The 25276-nt window shown below is 57.1% G+C and carries 22 protein-coding genes; 15 read left to right on the top strand and 7 right to left on the bottom strand.

Annotated elements, in window-relative coordinates:
* The first annotated feature begins 261 nt into the window (after positions 1-261).
* The 4 genes from GKZ68_RS20715 (at position 262) to GKZ68_RS20700 (ending at position 3168) form a co-directional block, all read left to right on the top strand.
* Positions 262-417: a hypothetical protein gene (locus GKZ68_RS20715; protein ID WP_173118720.1), complete on the top strand. Its 156-nt coding sequence runs from the start codon at positions 262-264 to the stop codon at positions 415-417.
* 525 nt (positions 418-942) lie between these two features.
* Entirely contained in the window at positions 943-2439 is a 1497-nt protein-coding gene (locus GKZ68_RS20710) for a TraM recognition domain-containing protein (RefSeq protein ID WP_173118719.1), read from the top strand.
* Positions 2436-2942, top strand: coding sequence for a hypothetical protein (locus GKZ68_RS20705; RefSeq protein WP_173118717.1), 507 nt, complete (start codon positions 2436-2438; stop codon positions 2940-2942). Before GKZ68_RS20710 ends, GKZ68_RS20705 begins: the two co-directional genes overlap by 4 nt.
* A 28-nt stretch (positions 2943-2970) precedes the next feature.
* Complete coding sequence (locus tag GKZ68_RS20700) at positions 2971-3168, top strand: hypothetical protein (RefSeq protein ID WP_173118715.1); 198 nt, start codon at positions 2971-2973, stop codon at positions 3166-3168.
* A 403-nt stretch (positions 3169-3571) separates the two neighbouring features.
* Here the strand turns inward: GKZ68_RS20700 and GKZ68_RS20695 are convergent, their stop codons facing one another.
* The 6 genes from GKZ68_RS20695 to GKZ68_RS20670 form a co-directional block, all read right to left on the bottom strand.
* Entirely contained in the window at positions 3572-4540 is a 969-nt protein-coding gene (locus GKZ68_RS20695; protein WP_173118713.1) for a tyrosine-type recombinase/integrase, read from the bottom strand.
* A gap of 21 nt (positions 4541-4561) precedes the next feature.
* Complete coding sequence (locus tag GKZ68_RS20690; protein WP_173118711.1) at positions 4562-6094, bottom strand: hypothetical protein; 1533 nt, start codon at positions 6092-6094, stop codon at positions 4562-4564.
* Between the two features lie 810 nt (positions 6095-6904).
* On the bottom strand, positions 6905-7384 hold the full coding sequence (locus GKZ68_RS20685) for a hypothetical protein (protein ID WP_173118709.1): 480 nt from the start codon (positions 7382-7384) through the stop codon (positions 6905-6907).
* Positions 7385-7407: 23 nt separating this feature from the next.
* Positions 7408-7815, bottom strand: coding sequence for a hypothetical protein (locus GKZ68_RS20680; protein WP_173118707.1), 408 nt, complete (start codon positions 7813-7815; stop codon positions 7408-7410).
* A gap of 36 nt (positions 7816-7851) precedes the next feature.
* On the bottom strand, positions 7852-8280 hold the full coding sequence (locus GKZ68_RS20675) for a hypothetical protein (protein WP_173118705.1): 429 nt from the start codon (positions 8278-8280) through the stop codon (positions 7852-7854).
* A 10-nt stretch (positions 8281-8290) separates the two neighbouring features.
* Entirely contained in the window at positions 8291-8746 is a 456-nt protein-coding gene (locus GKZ68_RS20670) for a hypothetical protein (protein ID WP_173118703.1), read from the bottom strand.
* A gap of 369 nt (positions 8747-9115) precedes the next feature.
* Here GKZ68_RS20670 and GKZ68_RS20665 point away from each other — a divergent pair, with 369 nt between their 5' ends.
* Positions 9116-9355 carry a hypothetical protein gene (locus GKZ68_RS20665; protein ID WP_173118701.1) on the top strand — a complete coding sequence of 80 codons (240 nt, stop codon included), beginning with the start codon at positions 9116-9118 and terminating at the stop codon, positions 9353-9355.
* Positions 9356-9486: 131 nt separating this feature from the next.
* Here GKZ68_RS20665 and GKZ68_RS20660 read toward each other — a convergent pair whose 3' ends face one another.
* Entirely contained in the window at positions 9487-9750 is a 264-nt protein-coding gene (locus GKZ68_RS20660) for a transposase (RefSeq protein WP_173118699.1), read from the bottom strand.
* Between the two features lie 742 nt (positions 9751-10492).
* On the opposite strand from GKZ68_RS20660, the gene GKZ68_RS20655 reads away from it, so the two are divergent.
* The 10 genes from GKZ68_RS20655 to GKZ68_RS20610 all read left to right on the top strand — a co-directional run bounded on the left by GKZ68_RS20655 (position 10493) and on the right by GKZ68_RS20610 (position 25257).
* Positions 10493-12121 carry a hypothetical protein gene (locus GKZ68_RS20655; RefSeq protein ID WP_173118697.1) on the top strand — a complete coding sequence of 543 codons (1629 nt, stop codon included), beginning with the start codon at positions 10493-10495 and terminating at the stop codon, positions 12119-12121.
* 26 nt (positions 12122-12147) lie between these two features.
* Positions 12148-15720 carry an RHS repeat protein gene (locus GKZ68_RS20650; protein ID WP_173118695.1) on the top strand — a complete coding sequence of 1191 codons (3573 nt, stop codon included), beginning with the start codon at positions 12148-12150 and terminating at the stop codon, positions 15718-15720.
* A 136-nt stretch (positions 15721-15856) separates the two neighbouring features.
* Complete coding sequence (locus tag GKZ68_RS20645) at positions 15857-16402, top strand: hypothetical protein (RefSeq protein ID WP_173118693.1); 546 nt, start codon at positions 15857-15859, stop codon at positions 16400-16402.
* Between the two features lie 10 nt (positions 16403-16412).
* Positions 16413-16913, top strand: a complete 501-nt coding sequence (locus GKZ68_RS20640) for an OmpH family outer membrane protein (RefSeq protein WP_173118691.1) — start codon at positions 16413-16415, stop codon at positions 16911-16913.
* A gap of 94 nt (positions 16914-17007) precedes the next feature.
* On the top strand, positions 17008-17550 hold the full coding sequence (locus GKZ68_RS20635; protein ID WP_173118689.1) for a hypothetical protein: 543 nt from the start codon (positions 17008-17010) through the stop codon (positions 17548-17550).
* 38 nt (positions 17551-17588) lie between these two features.
* Positions 17589-18818 carry a hypothetical protein gene (locus GKZ68_RS20630; protein WP_173118687.1) on the top strand — a complete coding sequence of 410 codons (1230 nt, stop codon included), beginning with the start codon at positions 17589-17591 and terminating at the stop codon, positions 18816-18818.
* On the top strand, positions 18773-23188 hold the full coding sequence (locus GKZ68_RS20625; protein ID WP_173118685.1) for a hypothetical protein: 4416 nt from the start codon (positions 18773-18775) through the stop codon (positions 23186-23188). Before GKZ68_RS20630 ends, GKZ68_RS20625 begins: the two co-directional genes overlap by 46 nt.
* 51 nt (positions 23189-23239) lie before the next feature.
* Positions 23240-24421, top strand: a complete 1182-nt coding sequence (locus GKZ68_RS20620; protein ID WP_173118683.1) for a VCBS repeat-containing protein — start codon at positions 23240-23242, stop codon at positions 24419-24421.
* Positions 24422-24433: 12 nt separating this feature from the next.
* Positions 24434-24841, top strand: a complete 408-nt coding sequence (locus GKZ68_RS20615) for an integrase core domain-containing protein (protein WP_173118681.1) — start codon at positions 24434-24436, stop codon at positions 24839-24841.
* Between the two features lie 116 nt (positions 24842-24957).
* The gene (locus GKZ68_RS20610) at positions 24958-25257 is read left to right on the top strand and encodes a hypothetical protein (RefSeq protein ID WP_173118679.1); all 300 of its coding nucleotides are present in this window, start codon (positions 24958-24960) and stop codon (positions 25255-25257) included.
* Positions 25258-25276 lie beyond the last annotated feature (19 nt).

The raw sequence follows: 25276 nt of genomic DNA, 5'->3' as shown, positions 1-25276 counted from the left end.
GTTTTTTCAAAACCCATGAACCCAACCCAAACTCCCTCGGCTACTAACGTGGCCCAACAATTCCACTGCGAGGTCCTGGACCCGCGTACCGAAATCTGGAGCAAAGACATTGAGCGCTCCACGCCGAGCGTTCCGAACGCGTTAAATGACGGTAATTAATTCTTCTACTTCTTTTCAATCCCCATCCCAACGCCGGGAAAAAAACCGCCAGGAGCGAGCGGACGGTTTTCCTACTAGCGTAATTTTTTCACGCAATCCCTGATGAAGACTACCACGCCTTCGGCTACGGAAGTAGCCCAGCAGTTCCAGGCGGAAGCCCTGGCCCCGCGCACCGAAATCTGGAGCAAGGATACCGAGCAGCGGTTTCCGGACAACCCCTCGCCGGAGTGTCCCACCTGCCCGAGCGGCCGAAACTAATTACTCACTTTTACTTAATCCTTACGAAAATAAGTAGCGAGTTGTCGAGCTGAACAGGAGATGAAAAGAGCCGGTCTGTCCATAGAAACAGACCGGCTCTTTTCTGATTTCGGGGACTAAGCATACTTATAATTAAGTTTGTTCAAAAGAACAAACTTTTAATTTTCATTTATGCCCATTACCCCAACCGCGCAGCGCCCGGGCAGTTCTAATGCCGGGCTGTACCTGCTCTTATTCCTCGCTGCCCTACTAGGCGGCGAATATTATGTGCTGACGACCCCGGCTCCCCCGGTCGTCGCGCAAGGGTCCCCAAAAGTCCACGGGCCGGGGCCGAAGGCTAAGCATCTAGCCAAGGCTAGTAAAAGCAAAGCTGGCGAGCCAGGGGCGGACTCGAGCCACGCCAGCATGGCCGGGGCCGCCGCAGGGTTTGGCACCCGGATGGACGACCTGAAGGGGGACGCCGAGGCCAAAGCCCGCGCGGTCTATCGCGTAGCGGGTCTACCGTTACGCGGCGTCCTGGTCCTGGTGGCCATCGTTCTGGTTTTTGCCCAGGGCCCGCCCAAAGAAAAGGTGGGCGTAAAGCGGCGGAAGGCCAACCCCGCGCAGATTAAGAAGCTGGTTTACGGCCTCAGCGTGCTGATGGTGCCGGCGTCGCTGGTGCTGCTGTTCGTGCACCACCTGCGCGTTGAGCAGCTGGCAACCTACTATCCAGCCAGCGGGGGCGCATTACTCTTCATGGGTTTCCTGGCGGGCATGATGCGGGGCGCGCTCAAGACGGCGGCCTTTGGACTGCACACCGAGCGCAAGCTGCACGAGACGCCCTGGAGCTTTAATCTGCGCACCGACGACGGCGGCTTTATCAACGTGCCGAACCCGGACCGGGGCACGCTGGTGCTGGGCGGCGCCGGCGCCGGTAAAAGCTTTTCCATTGGGGAGCCACTCGTCGAGCAGTTCGCCATGAAAGGGCGGTGCGGCCTCATCTACGACTTTAAATTCCCGGTCCTGGCCGCAGCCGCGCAAAAAGCGTTGATTCTGGCCGAACCAACTGTAAAGCAGCTGCACGCGCAGGCGGTGGCCAAAGCGCGGGCGCTCGGCGCGCCGGAGCCGCAGCCCTTGCGGCACCACATCATCAACTTTACCGACATGACGCGCACCGAGAAGGTGAACCCCTTCCGGCCCCAGGATATGCCGGACATTTCCTACGCAATGGAATATGCCCAAACCATCATCTCCAACCTGGGGACGAGTGCCAAAGGCGGCGATGATTTCTTTGAAAAATCGGCCTATGCCTACCTGACCTCGATTATCTGGTTTTACCGCAATAACTACCCGCAGTTCTGCACCATTCCCCACGTGGTGGCCACGGCCCTCTACGAAGACCTTTCGGCCGTGCTGAGCATGCTCAAAGCCGACCCGCAGGCCGCCGGCATGGCGCAGTCGCTCATCGTGGCCGTCGAGCAGAAAGCGGAGAAGCAGGTAGCGGCCGTGGTGGCCTCGCTGCAAATCGCACTAGTGCGCATCAACACCCCTAACATTGCCTGGGTGCTCACGCCCGATGAGGAGCGGGGCGAGGGCTTCAGCTTAAATCTAAATGACCCGCTGGCCCCCAAGCTGCTCACCATCGGCAACAACCCGACCCTGAAAACGACGTTTTCGCCCGTCATCGCGTGCGTGGTGGCCACGGCGCTCAAGCTGATGAATCAGCAGGGAAAGCACCCCAGCTACGTATTTCTCGACGAGGCGGCTACCATCTACGTGCCCGGGCTGGAGGTGATTCCGGCCACGGCCCGCAGCAATAAAGTGGCCATGATTTACATGACGCAGGACATGGCCCAGATGACGGATGCCTACGGGCCGGAGAAAATGAAAGTGCTGATTAGTAATCTGAACAATCAGTTCTTTGGCAAGGTAAACAGCCTGGAAACGGCAAAATTCGTCTCCGATATGATTGGCCGCGAAGACCGGGAAATGGTATCGGTGAGCAGCGGCAAGAACCAGGGCGGCAAGGGGGGCAAGGCATGAGCGAGAACAACAGCGTAAGCCTACAGGAGCGCAACCTGGTGCGGCCGCAGGATGTAATTACGCTGGAGCAAGGCGAGTTCATCGGGCAGACGGTAGAAACCAGCGTGCCGTTTTTCAAAGGCACGATTGTCCGAACGGAAGCTCCCGGCAAGTATCCCATCGAGCCGATGACGCGCTACGACTACGGGGATGCCGAAAGCGAGCGCATCCAGATTGAGAAAAACAACGAGGCCCGGGTGCGGGCCAGCCAAGCGGCGCAGGCCGGCACCTCGGGTACGCTGCTGGAACGCCGCAGGCGGGCGGCGGACGATAACTACCGGCGAATTGACAGCCAGGAACTGCGGGCGACCAACGCCGAGGAAGCAATCATTAACCAGAATTTTCAACTGATTCGCGAGGAAGTTGACAACATCATTTCCTCTTTTCCCAACGTCATCAAAATGCAGGAGGAAAATGCGGCGGCCCTACGGGCTACCGCTCGCCGGAGCAACGCCCAGCTGTAAGCTATCTTGCACGCACTTCCCCAGCCCCATGACCCCTCCTGCCCTGCCCCTGGCTGACCTCGAAGTAATCGAAGGAGCCGAGCTAGCTCACTGTACTACCTGTAACCAGCTCACGCTGCAAACCGTGGACCGGGTGCTCGACGTTTATTCAGACAACCGCGTCAGCGAAGTATTGCGGCGCTGTCTGGCCTGCGAGCAGACCGCAGTGGTGCTTATCTGCACGTAGCAGCGCCCCCCGCGCGCGGGTACCGAATAGGGTAACCTCCCCGTACCTTTGCTGCGTAAGTAGCCCTTAAACAGGGGGCGCACCCAGCAGCACGACCCCAGCTACCTAGTGCATCCAGGGGGAGGCGGCCGATAACGCCCCACCCCCCATCAGGATGGCCCCGATGAGCCACTTAACCAGCTCAGGGGGCATTCGGAGCCTGACTTTAAAATCAAACTCCTGCTTCGCCTTTTTACTTTCCATCTGACCAGAAGTAAAGGGTTCTGCTAAAACCCCCACACTTCTCGAAGCCCTGGCTGCGCCAACAGCCGGGGCTTCTCTTTTTACAGAGTAGCCGGTGGCTGGGGGACGTACCAAACGCGAGTGCCGCAAAGGTACGCCGGGGCTGGCCGGGCGTACCCGGTTATATGCCCAGGTGCTGCGCGGCGTTGAATTCCTCCACGTCATTGAGGCGGGCGTAGCGCTCAATCATGGCGTCGGTCTTTTGCTTGGTCTGGTTCTTGATGGCCTTGTTGGACTGGCCATTGCGCACGGCCTGGGTGATAAAGGAAGCGCGCAGCGAGTGCGCCGTAAAATCAGGGCCAAACGCTTCCTGCACGAGCACATTCATGCGGTGGTCCGAGAGCCGGGTGGGGCGCAGCTTGCCGGCGCGCGTTAGACGCACAAACAGGGGGCCGTTGGTGCGCGGCGCCAGCATGGCCAGCCACTCCTGCACGGCCCGCACCGGACAAAACAAAGGCTGGGGGGAGTAAAAAACAGCCTTCTCCTCGACCTCCCCGAACTGATTGGTCTTGCTGTGGTGCAGGCGCAGCTTAAGGGATTTCGCCGTGAAGACCAGGTCCTCGATATTAAGGGCGGAAAGCTCGGAGCGGCGAAAGGCCCCGGTAAAGCCCAGCAGCAGCAGGGCCCGGAGGCGCAGGCCGGCGGGCTTGGTCAAATCGAGGCCGCGCAGGTAGGTGCGCAGGTCCTCGACCGTGAAGGCAGGCGCCTGCTTCTGACGCTTCGAGTTCAGGCGGGCAATGCCTTCGAGTACGGTTGTGACGGTGGGGGAAGCCGGGGAGGGGTGACCGGCCAGCTGATGCACCTTGGAGATGCTGGCCAGGTGCCGCTGAATCGTGGCGTACTTGCGGCCCGCGTCGGCCAGGTGGGCCAAGTAGGCGGCAACGGTTGCCGGGGCCGCTGGGACGGGGTCAGTAGCTTGGGAAGCACAGAACGCCGTAAACTGCCGGAAGTCGGACGCGTAGGCTTTCTGCGTGTTGACGGACCCGGTCAGGCCCGCCTCGGCGTAGTGGCCCGCCCGCCCCTCGGGGAGATTGGCCAGCGTCGGGAGGGCGGGCCGGGGCGGAAGGGTAAGGGCAGTTGCTTTTGGCATGACTAGGGAAGCGGGGGCCGCTTAAACCGGCGGGCCCTGGCGCAGAATGGCCAAGGTAAGCTCCCACAGGTGCTCGTAGGGCACAATCTCAATTTCCGTGGCGCCGGGGGCGATGAAAGGCGCGCGGCGCAGCGTCTCCAGGTGCTGAAGCACGCGTTCGTGGTGCGTGAGCTGCGCCACCTGAAACTCGGCCTCCGGTAGCAGCAGCAGCAGCCGCAGAAACGTGCGGCTGCGCAGCAGCGACGAATCTTTCAAATGCCGCTGCTGGTATTTGCGCAGGCTTTCCAAGCGCAGCGTAACCGCGTCGAGCCGCCGCTCGCGCAAAAACTCCAGCGCCTGGTGCACCAGAATAAAGACGTTGTAGCCCGCTTTATCCCGGCTGTACTCGGGCATAGTCAGCTCGGAAAGCGGTAGCCGGCTGCCCCGGCGCTTGAGCAACGGCGGGTCGGCCGGACGCATAAGCAGCGTGTAGGCCGAGAGCAACTCCCAGCGCTCCAGCGCGGACGGCCTTATTTTTTTCATGGAAGGATTCTTGTACACCTGCTGAAGCAGGTGGTACGCCAGGTCGTAGCGCCGGCCGTGCAGGGCAAGGAGTAAATAGTGCTCGTAGAAAAAAAACCAGTTGGTGGAAGTCATCAAAAAGGCGGAGGCGTAGCGCTCGGCCAGTTCCAGCCCTTCGGTTATATGCTGGGTGCGTAAATGGGCGTAGACTATCCAGAAATAGCTGAACCGCAAATCAAAGCGCTTGCGGTTGATTTGCCCGACCTCGAAAAGCTGCTGGGCGTCCGTCGTTATTTTCAGCACATCTTCGTAGCAGCCCGTGTATTCCGCGTAGGAAAGCTGGGCACGGTAGAGGTTGTAGAAGGTAGTATAGGACTGGAGCTGCGCGTGCAGCTCCGCCAGCTCCGCAATGAGCGCGTGGGCACCAGCAAGCAGTTGCCGCTTTTGAGCGACCCCGCCTTCCGCAAGCATCCGGAACTGGTTGTACAATTCGTCCGAGCGGCGCTCGACCGCCAGCTGCTGCCGGATGGCCACCGCCTGGGGAAGCACCTTCTCGTAGGCCGTCCACCCGATTGCATCCGAGTACAAAAGCAAGAGCCGGGTCACGGCCTGCTCCGCCAGGTCGGTAAATTCCGCTGCCAGCGCCTTTTTCAAGCAGCGTTGCAGCAACCGCTCGCTAAAGCGGGTTTCACCTTCGGAAATAAGCAAGGAGGCCCGGTAGAGCAGCGTCCGGCACTCTATCTCAAAAGGGCGCGCCACGAAGCCCTGCTGGTCCGTATAGTCTAGAAACGGCAGGTTGTTCAGTAGCTTTTCCTGGACCCGCGCGCGCAGCTGGCGAAAGGCCGCCCGATTAGCGGCGGAGTTCACGCCGTACAAATCCTTGGTCAGCTCCAGGTCCGTTTTAGCCGGTTTTTCCGTCACCAGGGCGATAAGCCGCTGCTCCTTGCCCGTCGCGGTGCCGGGAGAAGCCGGAGCATCAAACTCAATCAGCAGCTTCTTGCCTTTCAGGCGGCGCTGTTGAATAATTCGAACGATAGTAGAAAATTCGCTCACCTCTGCTAAGTAGAATACGTTTCAACGAATGCGAACGGGCGGTGGGGAGAAACCAGTCGCGCGCAACCGAGTAGGCCAGGCCCCTAATTAGAGGAAAAAGCCGCCGCCGGGCCACGACCCGCCGTTAGGGAAGGCGCCAGCGGGTAATTAGGCGCAGTTACCCCGACCAGTTCCAGGGGCCGATTCAGCAGCGGCCGCGCCGGCTGGGCCGCCTGAGGGCCACGACCGGAACTAGCGAGCGGCTGGGTTGCCGTCAGGGAGCGCCCCGGACGCTGACGACTCAACACAGCAAGCAGCAGGTGAGCTACCAGAAAGGGACTAGCCACGAGCAGCAGCCCAGGGCCCAGCGGCAAGTGCAGCCCGACGCCGGCCGGGCGAGCGCTAGTCAGTAGTACGGTAATCAGCGTGCAGCTCGTCAGCACCAGCAGCCAGCAGGTCGCCCGAACGTGGTTACGGGGTACGGGCAGCCGCGGCACCAGGCGCCACAAAATGGAGGCGCACAGCACGGTGGTGACCCCAAGCAGCACCGGTACGGGTAGGGCTGCCAAAACCCGGTGAGCCAGGATGGTCGCCAGGGGAGCCACGAAGCCGGCTAGTACAATCGACAGCAGCAATCGTACCAGCGGCCCCCGCGTGGCCGTGAAGAGGCCCAGAAATAAGAGACATCCGCAAATGGGCGGGAGCGCTAGGAGGATAAACATAACCAGTAATATAATAAAGTACTTTTCTAAATGCACTAAATGCAACAAATGCGCCAGATTAGTTCAAATACGACACTTTGCTAAAATTTATCACTTGCTAGTCAGGTAGTTAAAATTGCGCGCTTGAATTGGTTGCCAAATTTAAGCACCGGCGGGCAGCCGCACGCTGGGTAACCCGGCAAAAGCGGTAGAGGGTGGCCCGGGGCGCGGCCAGCGGGCCGGGCGGGACCGTAATAGCGGCGGACAGCTCGCCGGCTAGTCCCGGCTGGGCGAGCAGGCGCAGCCAGCCGCTGACCTGGCGGAGGCGCGGGGGCAAACTGGTAAACTCGATGGTAGGGGCTTGCTGCGCGGCCGCCGGACCAGGCGCGGCGCGGAAGCGGACCAAAACGGGTTGCGGGCGGGCGGTGGGCGTGACTTGCTCACAAGCGGCGAATACCAGGTGGGCCGCGAGTCGGTGCAGCGCCGGCTCAGCCGGGACCGCGAGCACCACTACCCGGTAGTCGTGCTCGCGAAGCTGCGCCACCAGCTGCGCAAGCGAGGGGGAGCTGGCCGGCGTGCCGGCGGGAAGAGCGAGGAGAAGGGAGCGCATAACTACCGGGTAGTGGGGAAAAATTAGGCGGCAAAGGCGCTGATGAAGGAATGCACGCGCTGCTGCGCCTGCTCATCGGGCCGGATGTAGCCGAGAATGATGTCGATGAACGAAGTCACGGCGGCTACTTGCAGCACGGCGTGCCGGGAAAGCGCGGTTTGCAGTTGGTGCACCCAGGTGGCGCACTCGGAATCAGTACTGAGCATGGCCAGGACGTGGCCGATGTGCGGATAGCGCACGGTGGCCACGATATTTTCCAGGGTACAGCTGGGGCGGGAGTCAGTGCCGGAGAAGTACGCGGCAATGCTGTGCAATAGTGATTGGCTCGACACCTCGAAGAAGATGCCGGGCAGCTCCTCCGCGGGCAGCTGAGCCAGGAAGTACGACCGAACCTTGGTCGGCGTCAGGGGCGTGGTAATCAAGTGATTCATGCGAAAAAAGGGATAAAGTGAGAAAATGGAAAGGAATTAGCGTGCGAATGGAGAGAGGTAAGCCGTTACCCGCTCGGCGGCCAGCCGGCCGGGGTCGAGCACGGAGAGCAGCAGCTGCGCGTAGGCCAGCACGCCGGCGGCCTGCTGAAAGGCAGACTGCCGCGCCGCCAGCTGAAAGCCGGCCGTTAGCTTCGCGCTGACCGGGTCAGTCTGGAGCATGCGCAGCACCGCCAGCGCATCCGGGTGCTGCGCGGTAGCCAGGACAGGTGCGACCGAGCAGGCCGGGCGGGCCTCGCCGCCGTAAGCCAGTGCGCCGGCCGGCGGCTGGTGGTAATAAGTGCCGATGGCCAGCAGGTAATCGCGGGCCTGCTGGCAAGCCAGGTGGTCGGCTCCCGCGAGGGCCGGGGCTTGGCTCAGTAAATAAGCCAGAATCGCCGGCGGGGGGAGGGGGGCAGAAAAATCCATTGGGGGGCGGCTAGCTGGGTTCGAGCGGGGTGAGGCAGGCGTGAATGGTTTCGTCGGTGCCGGGCGGCAGATTGTAGACCGGGTCGGGTACCGGCAGCTCCTTATCGGGCCAATCCCAGGGGCGGCCCACAAAGCCGTCCCGAAAGCTTTCGTAGTAGATGAGCGGGCGCCAGTGGGGCGGTAGGCCCGGCTGGCTACAAATGCGCCGCCACACCTGGCCCGCCCCACCCACGAGCTGGAGCAGAAATGCCGCGTCGAGCAGATACGCCTCATAATGAGGAAGAAATGAAACCGAGAGGCGGCGATTAAACACGCGCGGGCAGCGGGCCAGCGTCAGCACAATGTGCGCTTCAGTGAATGACAACTCAATGTCCGAGGGAGTAACCGGGCAGCTCAGCCGGGGACTTCCCAACCCCACGTTACCGGAATAATAACGCCGGTAGAGCCACTGAATTTCGTCGGGCATTGCCATCGGAAAAGGACTAAAAGCGAATGGGAATAAGTTTCTCAACCCACCCGGGTTGCGGCGCGCCGCACTCGCCGCAGCTAACGAGCTAATCATGCACCAGCGGATAAGTAGCCGTCAAACGGCCGCGCCGGTGGAGCATCAATTCGGCGCAGCGGGCGCAGTCGAGGACTACCAGCTCAGCGGCCTGGCCGGGAAGGGCCCACGGGTGCTGGGCGGTGATATCCGGCTGGAAAGCAGGGGCAGGGGAGGGGACTACCTCCCAAAGATACAAGATAATTTGTTCAAATGAACAAGCTATTTTAAAATTATAAGTGATAAGCGCCCAAAACCAGAATGCCTGACTATTAAGCGGTAAGGTAGCTTTCAATGGAAGTGCATCAAGTGACCTGTGACCTCTTTTCAATTGCCGAGCCGATTGCAAGTAAAGCATCGGACATTCTGACCGCCTTTACCCGAGCAGCCATCTGCCAGCCTCCGCCGGGCTTGCTGGTGCACGCCGACCGCGGCAGCCAGTACCCCAGCGACGCATTTACCGCCCTGCTGGACCGCACGCAGGCCATTGTGGAGCCTGCTTCACCGACTTGGAAGAGGCCCGCCTCGAATTAGCCGAATACCTTGACCATTATTACAACACGCAGTGCCTGCACTCCGTGCTGGGCTACTGCACCCCGCTCGAAATCGAACTCCATTACCTCTTTAACCTACCTTAGCTCCGTGTCCTCTGGCACCCGACCACCTCAATCGAGTCGCAGGCTGCAGTGCTCCACCAGGCGCCGGTCGCTGACCAGATTTTCCAAGCGGCTGACGAGCGTCAGCTTGAAAAATACGACCGGGTTGAGTGAAGGCTGACCCGTGTGGCTGTAGAGGGCCTGGGTCCGCGCATAGAGAAAGTCCCAGTCGAGCAGCTCGGCGAGCCGGCGATAGAGATTCTGCTTCGGCACGCGCTCCGACAACTGGAAGCGCAGCACGACTTTGTCGACGAATTGCTTGTGGCTCTGCATAAGCCCAAGGTACCGGATACCTGGCACCTACTTCTGCAACAGCAACTTCCCCCTTTTAAGTATTTTTTAATATTTGTCTATTATAAAATTTAATAAAAACCATTTCTCCGCTTTAGCCAATTTATTTAGCTCTCTTTATCTATCGCGCGCTGAATTGGCCTGCGCGCAATAGGTCGTCCACAGTACGCTGGGCATCAACTGGACAAAACTTTCCACGCATGGACGCAAAAACTGCTGTTTCAAACTTCGTTGCTTAAGTAAGAAAGGGGGTGGCTTGCCCCACAGCCGGCGAAGTCGTGTAAAGGGCCGCCCAATCTCCTGCTACGAACCCTTCCTAAATTTTTGCCTTGATAATTAGTGAGTTATCGAAAATGCAACCCTATCCTGGAAGAAGAAGAATGGTCAATTTCGCTTCTCAACTTATACTTGCACCACTATACCTGCCTAGTGGTCTTTCCCACTGGTATCGCACTACCTTCCTCCGCTCTACTTATTCTGGGTTGCATCAGCCGGTCTTACTATCCTTAGGGGATAGCAAGCATTATTGTCCTATGCCCTTCCCATTCCGAGCATCCTCCGCCCCGTCCTTTTTTTAAGTTCTCCAAGTACTTGGTTCGCTTAATCTAACTGCTAGCGAAGCAGGTCTGTGCGTACCTGCTAGGCACAAATAGTTAGCAACTGGCTTGGATTCCAAGTACTTGCTTCCAACTGTTCCCTTTTCCACACTTTTTACCTGCTGCTTATGGCGCAGTTATACCTCCGCACGTCCCTTAATCGGTTCCCTAAACTGGCCGCACCAAGAGTGGTGCGCAGCACGGTACGCCACTGGCTCACTGGCTGCCTTGCGGCAGGCTACAAGCACGCTCACGGCGCGTGGCTAGTCGTGTTGGTGCTGGTCAGCATGGTGCTACCGTATCGGGTCTACGCTGATTCGGGCCTTTACAAGGACTTCGTTATCCTGCAAGCGGGTAGCTCGACGGTTAATACGTACTACTACACGAACCTCTCGACGTCCAACTACCAGTATCAGGGGGCCAATCTAGGTTCGTTCACCCGGGCCACAGGCGGGCGCCTGGTGCTGGAGGGCGGCGAGGTGAATACCTACCAGCACAATGGGGTGAACATGCAGGGCGCGCAACTGCTGTACCGGGTATACCTGACCGGTACGACTCCAGGGCTGTTTTCCTCGCTTGATCTACCTTACCTGCGCGCCGGCCAGGATGGTGACGCGGGCAATAAAGAATGGACCCAGGTGGCCGCCGGCATTGATTTGCTGTCAATTGCCGCGCAACCGGGCACCTATGTGCTGGAAGTGTACTTGCAGGCACAGGGCAGCTACGGCGGGCAGCTCTTTACGAATTACGACGGCCGTTACGGCGCCAATTACCAGGCTACGTTCACCGTGACCAGCACGCTGCCGCTGAATAACCCGAGCGACAATAGCGAACTCAACTGGACGACGGAGCGCAGCTTCGATGGCAACGGCAACGAGGTGGAGGCCAGCAGGCAGTTCACGGATGGCCTGGGCCGGCCCACGCAGGCCCAGGCCCGCAATGCAGCCACCCAGCAAGTCTTTGCCGCGCAAACGGTGTATAACACCGGCGGCCAGCCGGTGCTACAAACTTTAGCGGCCCCCATCAATAATCAAAGCTTCAATTACAAAGAAGGCTTTGTAACGGCGGGGGGCCAGAACTACGGGCCGGGTAACTTTGAAGATGGACTAGCCAGCAATCCCACGCCGGTCGATGCCACGGACCCGGGAACCCTGGGCTATTACTTCAGCCAGCTTAATGCAGCAGAGCCGCTCACGCCCATCACCAGCTACCCCTATAGCCTGGTCGAGCCGTACGAAGGACCGCTCGGCGGCACCCGGCGCGCCGCCGGGCCGGGGGACGAGTTGCGCATGGGCAAGGGGCGCGAGGCCAAAGGCCGCGACTTCCCCCTGCGCAAGGAGTTTGACAGCTACCTGAGCTTACGTCCGCAGTTTGTGCCGGGAAGCTCGCTGACCTCGCTGGAGTATGAGGGCAGCAAGTCGGTAAGCGTGAATGCTGATGGCCGCGAAAGTATTGTGGTGACCAACAAGGAAGGCCAAGCCATTATTTCCTGTCTGAGTGGACCACAGTATCCGGCCCTGCCAGTTGATGGGTATATCAGCGCGGAAGGTCCGACGAACTCGTCTGACCCTAACGCGCCGATTTACCAGGATATACACCTGCCAGCAGCCGGGCCGCAGGACGTCAAGTTTACGATGGATGCGTCCTACACGGGCGGCGGGCGCGTGCTCGTGGTAAATCTGCTCACCAACGACACAACTAGTTACCCCATTAAGCCAGCAACGGCGGGGGCGGCCCCGAGCAGCACCTCACGCTGAATCCGGGCTTCTATCGCTTCGTCTCCGTGACGGGTACACAACGCGTCTATTATGAGGCGCATTATGGCAACTTCAGCTACACCTACTATGATGATGCGGGCCGCGTCATCGCCACACTCGCGCCCAAGGGCCTGGATGTCACGCCCGCCGGGCTGGGTACGAGTGTTACGCAACCGGTCTTCACGACCCGCAATACCTACGATACTAGCAGCCGGCTCTTGGCTACGGAAAGCAACGATGAGGGGCACACTGACTATGTGTACGCCCAGGATGGGCGCATTCGCTTCTCACAGAGTGCCTTGCAACGGCCAACGGGCCGTTTCTCCTACTCTAACTATGATGAGGTAGGTCGGATAGTGGAGTCAGGCGAGTATACCCCCGGCAACCTTGTATTCGAGAATTACCTAACGACGAGTCCAGCAGCTAACAGCGTGTTGCAGCCCAGCCTGCTGGAAGACCGCACCCGCAGTGGGGGGGTAGACGTAAGCCAGTGTGCCCAGCGCAACCAGGTGTGGTACGACCTACCCTTTGATGGGACGGCTGGCAGCCAGGGCAACGACAGCCAACTCAATGGCCGCCACCAGGAATTCGTAGTCGGGGCGGTCGCCAAGACGCAGAACGACAACGTGTCGACCTGGTACAGCTATGACGAGCTGGGCCGGATAACATGGGTGGTGCAGGATATTACCGGGGTGGGCGTGAAGACGCTGGACTACCAGTACGATTTCAGCGGCAACGTGCTGCAAGTGGCTTACCAGAAAGGGCAGGCGGATAGCTTCTACCACTACTACAGCTATGACCCGGCTCAGCGCCTGACTATGGTGTACACCGGTACTGATGGCACCACGCAGACCTTGCAGGCAGTGTATAGCTACTACCTGCACGGTCCGCTCAAGCGGGTGCAGGTGGCCGGTAACCTGCAAGGAGTAGACTACACGTACACCCTGCAGGGCGCGCTCAAGGCTATCAACCACGTCAACCAGAGCCTAGAACCGGGCCACGATGCGCCGACCACGACTGGCGTCTACAAGGACCTGTTTGCTCTCACGTTGGACTACTTCAGCGGCGACTACCGCAGCAAGGCCATCGATGCGCCGCTACCCATCACGGGTGGCGTGAGCGTGCCCACTCGCTACGACGGCACTATCCAGGGCGCGGCCTGGCGCACGGGAGCTAGCGCGGGCATTCACCGCGTGGCCTATACCTATGACGAGAAAAGCCAGCTCCAAAACTCGCAATACGGCAAGTGGGATTGGCAGAAAAACAGTAACAATTACCTGCTCAACCCCACCTCGGCCAATGCGTTGCAGGAAGGCAACCTGAGTTACGATGCCAACGGCAACATCTTGTCGTTGCGCCGCACCGACCAAAAGGGCAACGTGGCGGATGACTTCAGCTACAGCTACAAGCCTAATACCAACCAGCTGAAGGAAGTGCATACCGGCAGCGCCAGTGGGACGACTGTACTTGACTATGACTACGACGAGTTAGGCCAGCTCATTAGGCAGCGCGACGAGAAAGGACAAAGCTACCTCACCTACGATGTGACGGGTAAAACTACCGGCGTCTACCTCGATGCCGCCCACACCCAGCCGGTGGTGCAATATGCCTACGATGACCGCGGCTTCCGCGTGCGCCAGACGGTGTACCCGGCTTCGGGCGCCCCGGCCCACGTCACGACCTACGTGCGCGACTTGGCCGGCAACCTGCTGGCCCTTTATGAGCAGGCGACACCTACGGCGCCGGCGCAGCGCAACGAAGTGCCGCTCTACGGATCTGGCCGCCTGGGCTCTCTCACCCACCTCAACGACGGTACGGCCGCTGGCCTCGACGACTACCGCTACGAGCTCACCGACCACTTGGGCGATGCGCGCGTCGTGTTTCACCGGCCCACCACCACCGTCGATGTCGAGACGATGGAGCTGAGCGGCGTGCCCAACCGGGCGGCCTTCCTTAACGATAACCTGTACCGGGTGGCGGTGAGTGGCGCCCCGAGTGGCGACTACGTAGCCCGCCTGACGGATTCGCAGCCGGCGGGGCAGGAATTGAAACGGGTGCTGCAGGTGAGCCAAGGTGATACCATCACCTTTTCGGCCCTGGGGCAGTGGAAGCAGAATGCCGCTGCCGGGGGCACCAGTGCCACGCCCTATATCCTGGCCGGGGCCGCCACGGGCCTTAACCCGCTCTCGCAGCGCGGCGCCGAGGGGCAGCCCACGACCTACCAAACGAACTCGCCCAACTGGCTTTCGCTGCTGGCGGCGGGTATCGGCTTCACGCTGGGCCAAGACAACTCGCCGGCTAGTCTGGGGGCCACTTCCCTGGAGGGCTGGATAAAATACCGCGTGCTCGATGCCCAAGGCCAACCAATGCTGGATGCCCAGGGCTACCCCCTGGCTGGCGTAGACTACCTGCTCGGCACGGGTAAGTGGGAATACTTGCAAACAGGCGTACGCATTCCCCAAGCGGGCACCATCGAAGTGATGGCGGGCACCTCGGGCACAGGGGAGGCCGTGTACTTCGACAACCTGCGGGTGGAGCAGACCGGAGGACTTATTGTGCAGGAGCAGCACCAGTATGCCTTTGGGGCGCCACTGCCGGGCCTGAGCTATATGGTGGGCAATCGCCGTTATCGCTACGGCTTCCAGGGGCAGTATGCCGAGCACGACAGCTTGACGGGCTTTGAGAGCTTTGAATTGCGTTTGTATAATAGCCGGGTTGGGCGCTGGCTGAATACTGACCCCAAAGGGCAATTTATTTCGCCTTATGCTGGTATGGGTAATAATCCTATTTCTAGCGTGGACCCTGATGGCGGTTGGTCATGGGGCGGAGCAGCTATAGGAACATTGGTTGGAGCCGGTGCAGGTGGCATCATCTCTAGTGCTAATGGAGGAAGTTTTTGGAAAGGTGCAGCAATTGGAGCCAGTGCGGGCTTCTTAGCAGGAGGTGCATTAGGTCCAAAGATAGATGCTCGGGAATCTGTGCCTCACCATCTAAATTCGCTTACTATTGGGGTAGAATGGAGTAATCCTTTCTCTGGGATTCACTTGTCATCAAATACAGGTGGCAGTTTTATCCGTGGTGGTTTAGGAGCAGTTGCTAATGAGGGCAGTAATTTACTTGCAAGCACCAATAATTCATCATCTCTACCTAAGCTGCCTATAGGGAAAGGTATTATGCCGGCTACTTTTGCTTTTCAAGAAGTAATACCTGGCGTGAGGGCAGTGGGTATTGTTGGATTAACATTATGGCGAGAAGAATGGTACTTATCAGGAGGATTTTTTCCTAAATTAAAAGTACAGACTACAACCTTTAACTTGGAAGTAGAGGCCCCAATTGTCTTGCCATCAAGAGGCAATATAATGGTGACTAATTTTAATGCCAGACAAATTTTTGCGAATGCTGCCGATTTCGCTGCTTACACGACAAACCAAAACTCTAGGTTATGGGGCCCACGGGTAGTAGACGCAACAAGAGTTAAGGCATTTGTTAAAAGTATGACAAGTGTATTAAAATCAACGTACCCTGGAGCCAGAGTGAGCTCTCCTATCACAGGACGATACCCTAATCTGCCAATAGTTCCACCTATATATCCTAATTAACATGTATTTGACAAATGTTAATGGTAAGTGGATGTCCGTTAGGGATTCACATTATATGCATACTGGGATAGGGAATGGGCCTAGCCCATTGATTCTAGATTTTTTCGATGAGGATATTCTTTACATCGAAAATTTAATGACCTCAGAATCTAGCAGCCATCGCTATCGCATTTCAGAAGGTAAAATAATACTAGATGGGCATGCATGTCCAACCAGTATTGATTCTGAAGGCATTTTATCATTATCGTTGAATGGAGTAAATATTTATTTAAGGAAATTGCAGAAAAGTTTTGATTTAGATAATGCTCAGCTAACTCACAATTTGCTGGCACGCTCTTGGTCATTTGACAGTAAAGAAAGCAAAACAACTTTAAAGTTTTTGAATAAAAAAACCGACCTTTATGGTTATTCAAAATACAAGCAGTGCGTTGTGTATAAGGATTTTTATTCTGAAGATTATTGGCGTGAAGAGGAAATGCTTTTTGGTCATAATATAAATAATAATAATAATATATACAACTCAATCTGGAAATTGCACCTTTGCAGAAATGAATTATTTTTATTCAGAAATGAGATAACAAGATTTAGAGTGTATATACATCACGTTGTAAGGTTCAGTCCTAGTGAAGTGCTATCATATCATTACAACATGAGTAAAGCAGAAGAAATACTTTATTTTTAAAGTAAAAATCATGAAAAATAAGTATAATAAAATAGCGTGTCTTAGTTTATTAATGCTGATTACTATTCCTGGCTGCAAAAGTGTCAACGTGACTTATATAAACCCAAATAAGCTATTGCAGGGCTACCACGGAGCCATAGCTCAACGCGAACTTTTTAAAATAAAGTCCCAAGATTGGCAGAGACGAGCCGACTCGCTCAACACAGAATTACAAAATCTAAACAAGGCACTTGTTACTGCTCGCGTAGCTAAGGAGCAGCAGCTTATACACTATCGCGACGCTATTCAGCAGCAGGCCCAACAGGAAAACCAGCGCCTGACCCAGGCCGTGCTCGCTGAGATAAATGCGTACCTCAAACAGTACGGCAAAGAGAAAGGCTACACCTTCATCCTAGGGGCTACTGAGAGTGGCAACATTGTGTACGCTGCCGAGGGTACCGATATCACAGAGGACGTGCTGAAAGGCCTTAACGCCCAATACGACCGACAGCATCCCACCGCTGCCCACTAGTATGCTCCCCACCTTATCCTGCACCCGCTTTGCTCCGCGTGTCGCTGGGCTAGTCAGTAGCCTGAGTCTGGTGCTAGGCAGCTGTGCGGCTCCTTTGACCCCCGCCGCCTATCAGGCCTACCTCGCCGACCCGGCACATGGCCTGACGCACACCACCGAAGTAAACGGCGCCACTATTACCTGCACCTACCGTCCTACGGAACTGCTCGTGTTGCAAGACCTAGCCAGTATACCGGCCGCTAGCCCCGCTACCCATGATTCACTGGCCCGCGCCTACGCCGGCAAAACCTACTGCACCCTCACACTGGCCCGCAACGGCGGCGAGATTGAGAACCAGTTCGTCAACGACCCCGCTGCTTACCAGCAAGCACTTACCTACCTCAACACCGGCATTGCCGCTGATGCCTTCCTCGCCACTACGCCGCACGACTCAGTACCGGCCGCCGCGAGCATGTACGTGCGGCAATACGGAACTACCGGCCATAGCACGCTGCTGCTCGTCTTTGACACCCATCAGCTTACGCCCCAGCAAGGCTTTCACTTCACCCTGCGCGGCCAGCGTCTGGGGCTGGGCACCCTCCGCTTCCCCTTTGCCGGTCACGACTTAGCCGCGTTGCCCGCCCTCCAGTTCGACTAATCCTAGTACCCGTATCGCGCGACCCTTACCCGTTCCTTATGCTGTTTCGCAATCGCCGCCTGGCGCGGGCTACGGCCTGCTACCTGCTCCTGCAAACCCTCAGCAGCCTGTTCTTCCCCTCCGTCAGCCTGGCCATGATGGGCCCGAGCCAGCCCGAGTTCACGAGCTACGAAGCCCCCGGTGCCACTGACCTGGTAAACCTCGTCACTGGCGATTTCACCTATAGCCTTCCGGTGCTAGACATTCCCGGCCCGGAGCGCAGCTTCTCGCTGCCCTTGACCTACAAGGCCGGTATTCAGCTGGAGCAGGAGGCCTCCTGGGTGGGGCTAGGCTGGTCGCTCAATGCCGGGGCGATTGCCCGCAGTGTTAACGGCTACGCTGACGACGCCAACAACGAGCCAACCCAATCCACTTTTTACAAAAAGATTGACCGGGGCTGGACCAGTTCCTTCGCCGGCATCGTCAACCTAGGCTGGAACTCCATCACGGGCCACAACGGGTCCGTCGATTTGATTGGCCTAGCCAGCGTCGGCTGGAATGAGGATGGCATCAACCGGGGTGACCTGGTAGGCATCGGTTACACGGCTGGCAAAGGTTTTAGTGCCGACCCCGTGCGCATGGCCATGGCAGCTTACACTATTGCTACCCTTGGAGGAGGTTCCGTAGCAACTATTGCTACAAACATCGGGATTGATGCTGGCAAAAATGCTGTATTAGGACTCGCGAAGAGTGCCATTGGCTTAGGTCATCTCGGTGGCGCGATTGGCTATAATAACAGTCCGACGCGTGACGTGCAAAGCCACGTGTGGGGCGATAATTACTGGAATTTCTTCAATAACAACAGTACCGAGAATGCCTTTGGCTCGCTCTATTTTGGCAAAATGAGCCAGAATACCGTTGATACGCCACAACTTACCTCCTATAATCCCTACAATTATGACAGCCCCCCTCCAGTCCGGTACGGTGCGGGGGCAGCTATCGCCTCCACGGCGAAGCTGTTTGCTTACTCCCGTACGATGGATGGGAGTGGAAACACGTTCAGCGAAACGGCTGGAGATATTTACCAGGATGCTACCATCCGGAATAAGCTGTTGCCATTCAAGACATCGGCTAATCAGAGTGATAATTTTGACCCTGCTGGACAAGATGCGCAGTATAATTATGATGCGAGTCGTAGACCAATCAGCATCGCCCATGATTATTTCAGCGTGATGGGGAGGCCGTGTCCGGCACTATCCGCCCGTATCGCCTGGATGTGGGGAGCGTAGCCTACCCGAAACCGGAAACCAATGTCGTGCAGGAATACTACGGTGGCAGTACCCCTACCCCGATTCTGCCCCACTACAAGCACATGGCCATTCCGTTCCTGGATACCAAGGTGGGATTCCGCTACGAAAACAGTCTGGCCAACGGCTATGACTACCACCAATATACGCCCACTGGCACGGATGAGCCGACCGGGTTCACCCTCAATTCCAGCCAGGGAGACTTGGTTATTACAGACCCCAGCCTGCTGAGCGCGCGCACCAAGCCCGCCCGCAAGGGCTTATACGACGGGAATACTCCCCACCTGGTAACGGGGAAGCAGGTCACCTGGTACAGCAACGCCGAGATTCAAAGCTTTTATACCTCCTCTACCACTGGCAATGGCAACGGCTTCCTAGAGTTTGCGCAGCCCAGCGCCACTACCCTGGCGAATGGCAGTGCCACCAATAATGCCTTTCGCGCCGTGGCGCCGCCCAGTGGAATTGGGGCCTTCGAGGTGACAGGAGAAGATGGCACTACGTACCACTATTCCCTTCCCGTTTACCAATACCAAACTTACGCGGAGTCGAACGAAGTCTCCCCCGAAATTGGCGACCCGGGCAAAATGACGCGTCGTACGGGTATCAGCTCGGCGACCAATCCCTCCGGCGGCCAGGCCACGGCCTGGCTGCTAACGGCAATCACCTCGGCCGATTATATCGACCGCAATAATTCGGGTACGGTGGATGCCGCCGACTGGGGTGGTTGGGTGAAGTTTGAGTACGGCAAATTCTCCTCCCGCTACAAGTGGCGGCAGCCCTATATCGGCACGTCCTACTCCGACGAAAGTCCGACCATTACCAACCGCACCTTCACGGAAGGCTATAAAGAAACCTACTACCTAAATTCGGTTTCTACCCGGACCCACACGGCCCTGTTCATTAAAAGCGTCCGGCAGGACGGCCGGGGCCACTTCCAGCCCGGCGTAACGGCGACGTCTTCGCCTGCTTCTAATCTGGGGATTGACGAAAACCAGCCCGCCTCCTCCCTCCGTCTGGATGAAATTGTACTATTGGATAACGCGACGCTGACTAAACTGCAGACAACCGACGGCATCCGCGCAGCCGGCGACCCGGCGTCCGTGCCCGCCCTAACTAACAGTACCGGCTCGAGCCTCGGCACTTACGCCGACGACCCGATGGCCGGCGCCGGCGATGATATGAGTACGGTGTTGGATGTGCACGATGTAGCAGCCGACAGCCGCATCAGCAAATTTTTGAATGGCAATGCGTTAAAGCGTATTCACTTCAACTACAGCTACGACCTGTGCCGGAATACGCCGAATTCCTTCCAGTGCCAGAGCGGCCAACCCGCTTCCCTGCCAGCCATGACGGAAGCTGCAATGGCGGCTAACCGGGGCGGTAAGCTCACGCTCAAAAGCGTATCCTTCTTCGGGCCGACGATCAACGATGTACCGACGAAAATCACACCAGATTTTGTATTTGGCTACGAGTCAACCAGCTACGATACTTACGCCACGAATCCAGCTTATGGAAAGGAAAAATGGGATGCCTTTGGCATGTATCAGCCGGATGGCATCGCAAACGTAAGTAGTCATAAACCAGTAGCTTATGGCTATAGTGCACCTTGGTCGCTGACGACTATTACAAGTCCGCTAGGCGGTACCACCGAGATACAGTACGAGCGCGACCAATACGCTCACGTATCCGAATACGGCACAACTAAACTTCACTTTAGCAATACCGACTGCTCCTCTACCTTGACACGTAGCTATACGTCGGGCACGGGAAGTAATCTATCGGATCTTATTAAACCCGGCCAACTTATTTACTTAACCGGCACGGCTAAATACAATGACTGCAATCCCCCGAGTGACCCCTATTATAACAACAATGTGCCCACCCCAGCTAACCGCTTCTACCAACACGCCCCCTTTTATGTAGCCAGCGTAAGCACTACGCAAATCACCCTGCAAACAGGCTTTAGCCCCCAGTTGAGGGGGCTCCCTAATTGCTCGAACGGCCCGACTCCCATAGGAGCTGATTTTGACCTGGCTATTCCGAATAACGTACCGGGGGGAGACATTCGGGTAGCTGCCATTACGACGAAAGAGGGGGCTAATGCCTATCAGGTACGGTATAAATACAAGGTGCCTAATACGGACAATACGAATGCCGTATGGTATAACAGCACGGGGGTGCTGGCTAAGGAGCCGACGTTTCTCGGGCGCTTTGACCATCCGATGGATGAGGTGTTTGACTACCCCAACACCCCCGTTTTATACAGCCATATTTCCGTACTGCGCGGCTTGTTTCGCAATAATGATGACAGGGACTTTGAAACGCGGGAGGTCTACTCTTTCTACACGCCGGTCTCCACCATGGTGCAAGAAGCTATTCCGGCGGACTGGAAGCCAATCAACCCGGGGCAGAATAGTTATAATACCCCCACCATCTTCTCTTCCTTGTCGGCCAGTACCCGGACGACGGTAGACGTAGGCAAGATTGGTCAGCCCCAAAAAATAGAGATATATAACCGCCGGGGAGAACGGGAGTTAAGCACGGACTTTACTTATGCCGCCACGGTCCCCAATGCCGATAATATCAGCGGGCAAGGCCATTATACGGAAGGCGTCCTAAATACGGAGCGCATTAGTGGGATGTATCGAGTCCAGCGTTCTACCAAGGAGTACGTGCCCGCAGTCCTAACTGCCTCGCGCAGCACGCGCAATAATTTGAGCATCAGCAATAGCAACGTACTCTATGATTTTTTGACGGGTCAGCTACTGGAAACCGCCTTTACGAATTCGTTGGGTAAAATTCTCCACACCCGTAACGTTCCGGCCTATACCTTGCCCGGCAATGAGGGCATGGGCGCCAAAGGAGACAACCCCGCCAACAAGCACATGCTAGCTCAAATGGGAGCCGCCTATACCTATGCCGAAGTGCCGGGCGGGCCTACTTATGACCCGCTCAATCCTCTCAATCCCGCGACGTCACACGTGCTCTCGGCCGGCGTGCAAACCTGGCAGAACAACTGGACGAATTACCGCGAAGCTGATGCGAGTGGGGCCTACCAGGATGTAGCGGGACAGCAGCCGGTGTGGCGCCAGGCTGCTACCTATACCTGGCAGTCGCCGGTACTGGACACGGATGGCTCCTTTAAGAATTTTACGCCCTTCAGCTGGACGGGAACTCCCGACAGCCGCTGGGTAAAGACCGGGGAGAGCGTTCGCTATGACCACTATTCCCATGCGCTAGAAGCGCGCGATGTGAACGGCAATTATGCCGCGCAGAAAACGGGCTACAACCAGACGCAATTGATTGCTTCGGCCAGCAATGCGCGCTACACGGAGGTCGCCTACTCCGGCGCCGAAGACCAGCTCCCGGTAGCCGGGGCCACGCACTTCGGCGGAGAAGTCATTGCGGCGGACGGGACGGTCGTGTCAGCGCCCACCCACACGGGTTTTTACAGTCTCCAATTAAACGGTGGGCAAAAAGGCTTTGTTTACCGGGCCCAAGCGGGTCGGGATATGCTCCTTGGTAAAACCTACCGCGTGAGCGCGTGGGCTAATGCCAATGCAACCGGCGGTAAGCTGTATGCTTCCCTTAACGGGAGCCGTTTGGCCGAAAGCTCCCTCACCAGTGTCACGACTAAAAAGGCCGGCGCGTGGTACTTGCTCTCGCTACTGGTTACAGTCCCTGCTTCCGCCAGTGGGCAGACCATTGAATTCGGGTGTGCCAATGACGGGACTGCCGCCGCCAACTTTGATGATTTCCGAGTAGCTCCGCTGACGTCTACCGTGACCAGCCGGGTATATGACCCGCGCTCTAACCGCTTGCTTTACAGTCTGGACAATGATAATTTGTTCACCCATTACGAGTATACACCTACCGGACGCTTGAAGCGGGTGTACCAGGAGACACTCGATGCCTCGGGTACTGGAAACACAGCAGAAAAACTGGTCAAGGAATACAACTTTAATTACGCGCGTTTGCTTTTTCCAACGTGGGTGACCACAACTTATCGGTGCGTACTGGATGGCCAAGGCAACTATACGGGCTATGAGGAGCGGCAGGTAGTAGATGTAAACCCCTTAAATAATCCTTCTACTCCTAGTAAATGGGAAAGTAATGGGGGCTCCGTTAGCTGTACGCCACCGCCTTGTCCGTTTACGGACAGTAGCATCCCGTATCGATTACGGAATAATCAGTGGGAGCAAGCTCAAGCAAGTAGCAATCCCGTTTGCCAATCTTGTGGCGTAGTAAATGGCCAGGAATCCTCTTCTGTGACGCAACACTGGGTATATGCCAACGGCGATGATGCCGGGGATACCTATAGCCCATGTCAGCCTGGTTCTTGTATACAATAGCCTTGGCATGTTACCGGCGCTTTCCTTAACCAGCAACCCTATCCTTGCCTTATGCTTTCTCGTTATCAGGCTTTCCTTATCTCATTAAGCAGTGTCCTGCTTCTCGTGAGTAGCCGAGGACCAGCAGCCACAGCGCAGAACTTTAGTGCTGCGGTAGTGTATCCTACTGGCCTCGCTCCCCAAGGACTAGTGGCAGTCGATGTCGATCGGGATAGCCTCGCCGACCTGCTTACCGTCAACTCGGGCTCGAATACCGTGAGTGTATTGCTTAATCAGCGTGCCGCGCCTGGAACGTTCAGTCAGGTGCCGCTCAACTTCCCGACTGGCGGTACTTACCCGGTGGCTCTCTCGCTGGCCGATGTTAATGGTGATGGACAACCGGATATGGTCGTCGTCAATGAGATGAGCAACACGGTCAGCGTACTGCTGCATTCAACCACGAAGGAGTTGTTCTCACGGGCAACTGCGTATTCGAGCGGCGGGGTGGCGCCGCGCGGCGTCGCAGTGGGAGATGTCAACAAAGACGGCTTACCAGATATTGTCTTAACGACGATTGGCAGCAACCGAATAGGTATTTTACTCAATTCTCCACTTACACCCGGTAAATTTCTGCCCGTTATAACTTTTAGTAGCGGGAGTGTAAAACCTGAGAAAATCGCCTTAGCTGATGTCGATGGAGATACTCATCTTGATATGGTAGTGATTAATCAACGAAACAATACTTGTAGCATCTTACTCAACTCCGCAAAGAAACCTGGGAAGTTTCAAGGGAGGGCTGCTTACGCGAGTAATGGGACTACTCCACGAGGAATGAGTCTAGGCGACCTCAATGGGGATGGCCGCCCGGATATTGCGCTGACGAATGAAGGAACGGGTTCGATAACTATCCTGCTAAATTCAGCTGCTACCAAAGGGCGTTTCACCACGAGTGCCACCTATGCAAGCGGAGCGAGTAATCCAGTAGGTATTGCCTTGGGAGATATAAATGGGGATAAGCAGCCCGATGTGATTGTAGCCGATTATGCCGCGAAAAAAGGCACTACCCTTTGCATTCTGCTCAATTCCGCTTCTACTCCTGGCACTTTCTCCACACCCCCGGTCGTCTACGATAGCAACGGTACGGGACCACATGACGTCGTGTTGCAGGATTTAAACGGGGATGGCCGGTTGGATATTGTCACGACCAATTTGGCGAGTAATACGGTAGGGGTACTGATAAACACGGGCAAATAGTCTTGCTCGCAGGTGCTGGCGACCATGCCCGAAGAGTTAATGACCAGTGCCTTACGCCGGGCGCTGCTGGCCCGACGGCCCACCCCCGGTTTGCTAGGGCACTCGGACCGTGGCGGTAGGCATTGCTGCAATGCCTACCGCCAATTGCGCCATGATTACCACGCCGTGCGCTCGCAGAGCTGCCGCGGGGAATGCCTCAATAATGCCCAGGCTAAAAGCTTGTGGTCACGCCTCAAAACCGAAGAACTCGAACAACGTGACTGGCCCGTCTTTCGCGATTTGGCCGATGCTCAACACAGCGTGGTCATTTATTTTGACTACTACAATCATAAACGTCGGCATTCCAGTATCAGCTATCAGAAGCCTTATTACTTTCACCAGCAGCTACTTGCTAACATCACCCAACTTTCTCCTGCCTAACTTGACCACCTCAGCTATGCCTATCTGCTCACCAACCGCCTAGCCCTGCGCGTGGGCGGGCTGCGCGAAAGCGGCACCCTCGGGACCGGGGCAAGTACGATAGCTACGCCGGCCGGGTGCTGCTCGCCCCGCAGCTGTTCCACGTCGGGGAATTTGCCTACGTGCACCTGCTGCTCGGTGGCGGCGCGGGCTTCGAGCAAACCAACCGCGACGGAACGGGCGAGCTGACGGCCGGGGCCAAAGCGCCGCAGCGCTTCACCTACGGCCCGCAAGCCGGGGCCGAGGCTGATTTCTTCCTGGGCAACCGGGTTTCGCTTGTGGCCACTGCAACGAAGGGCTACCTCTTTAATAACCCGCTCATCGACCAGTGGCCCGGTCTGGCCTGCGGTATCACTTTCGCTGACTATAATGAGTGATAGTACAAATTTTGCTCTG

Source organism: Hymenobacter sp. BRD128, assembly GCF_013256625.1.
GTDB lineage: Bacteria > Bacteroidota > Bacteroidia > Cytophagales > Hymenobacteraceae > Hymenobacter.
This window is presented reverse-complemented; position numbering and strand designations above follow the sequence as displayed.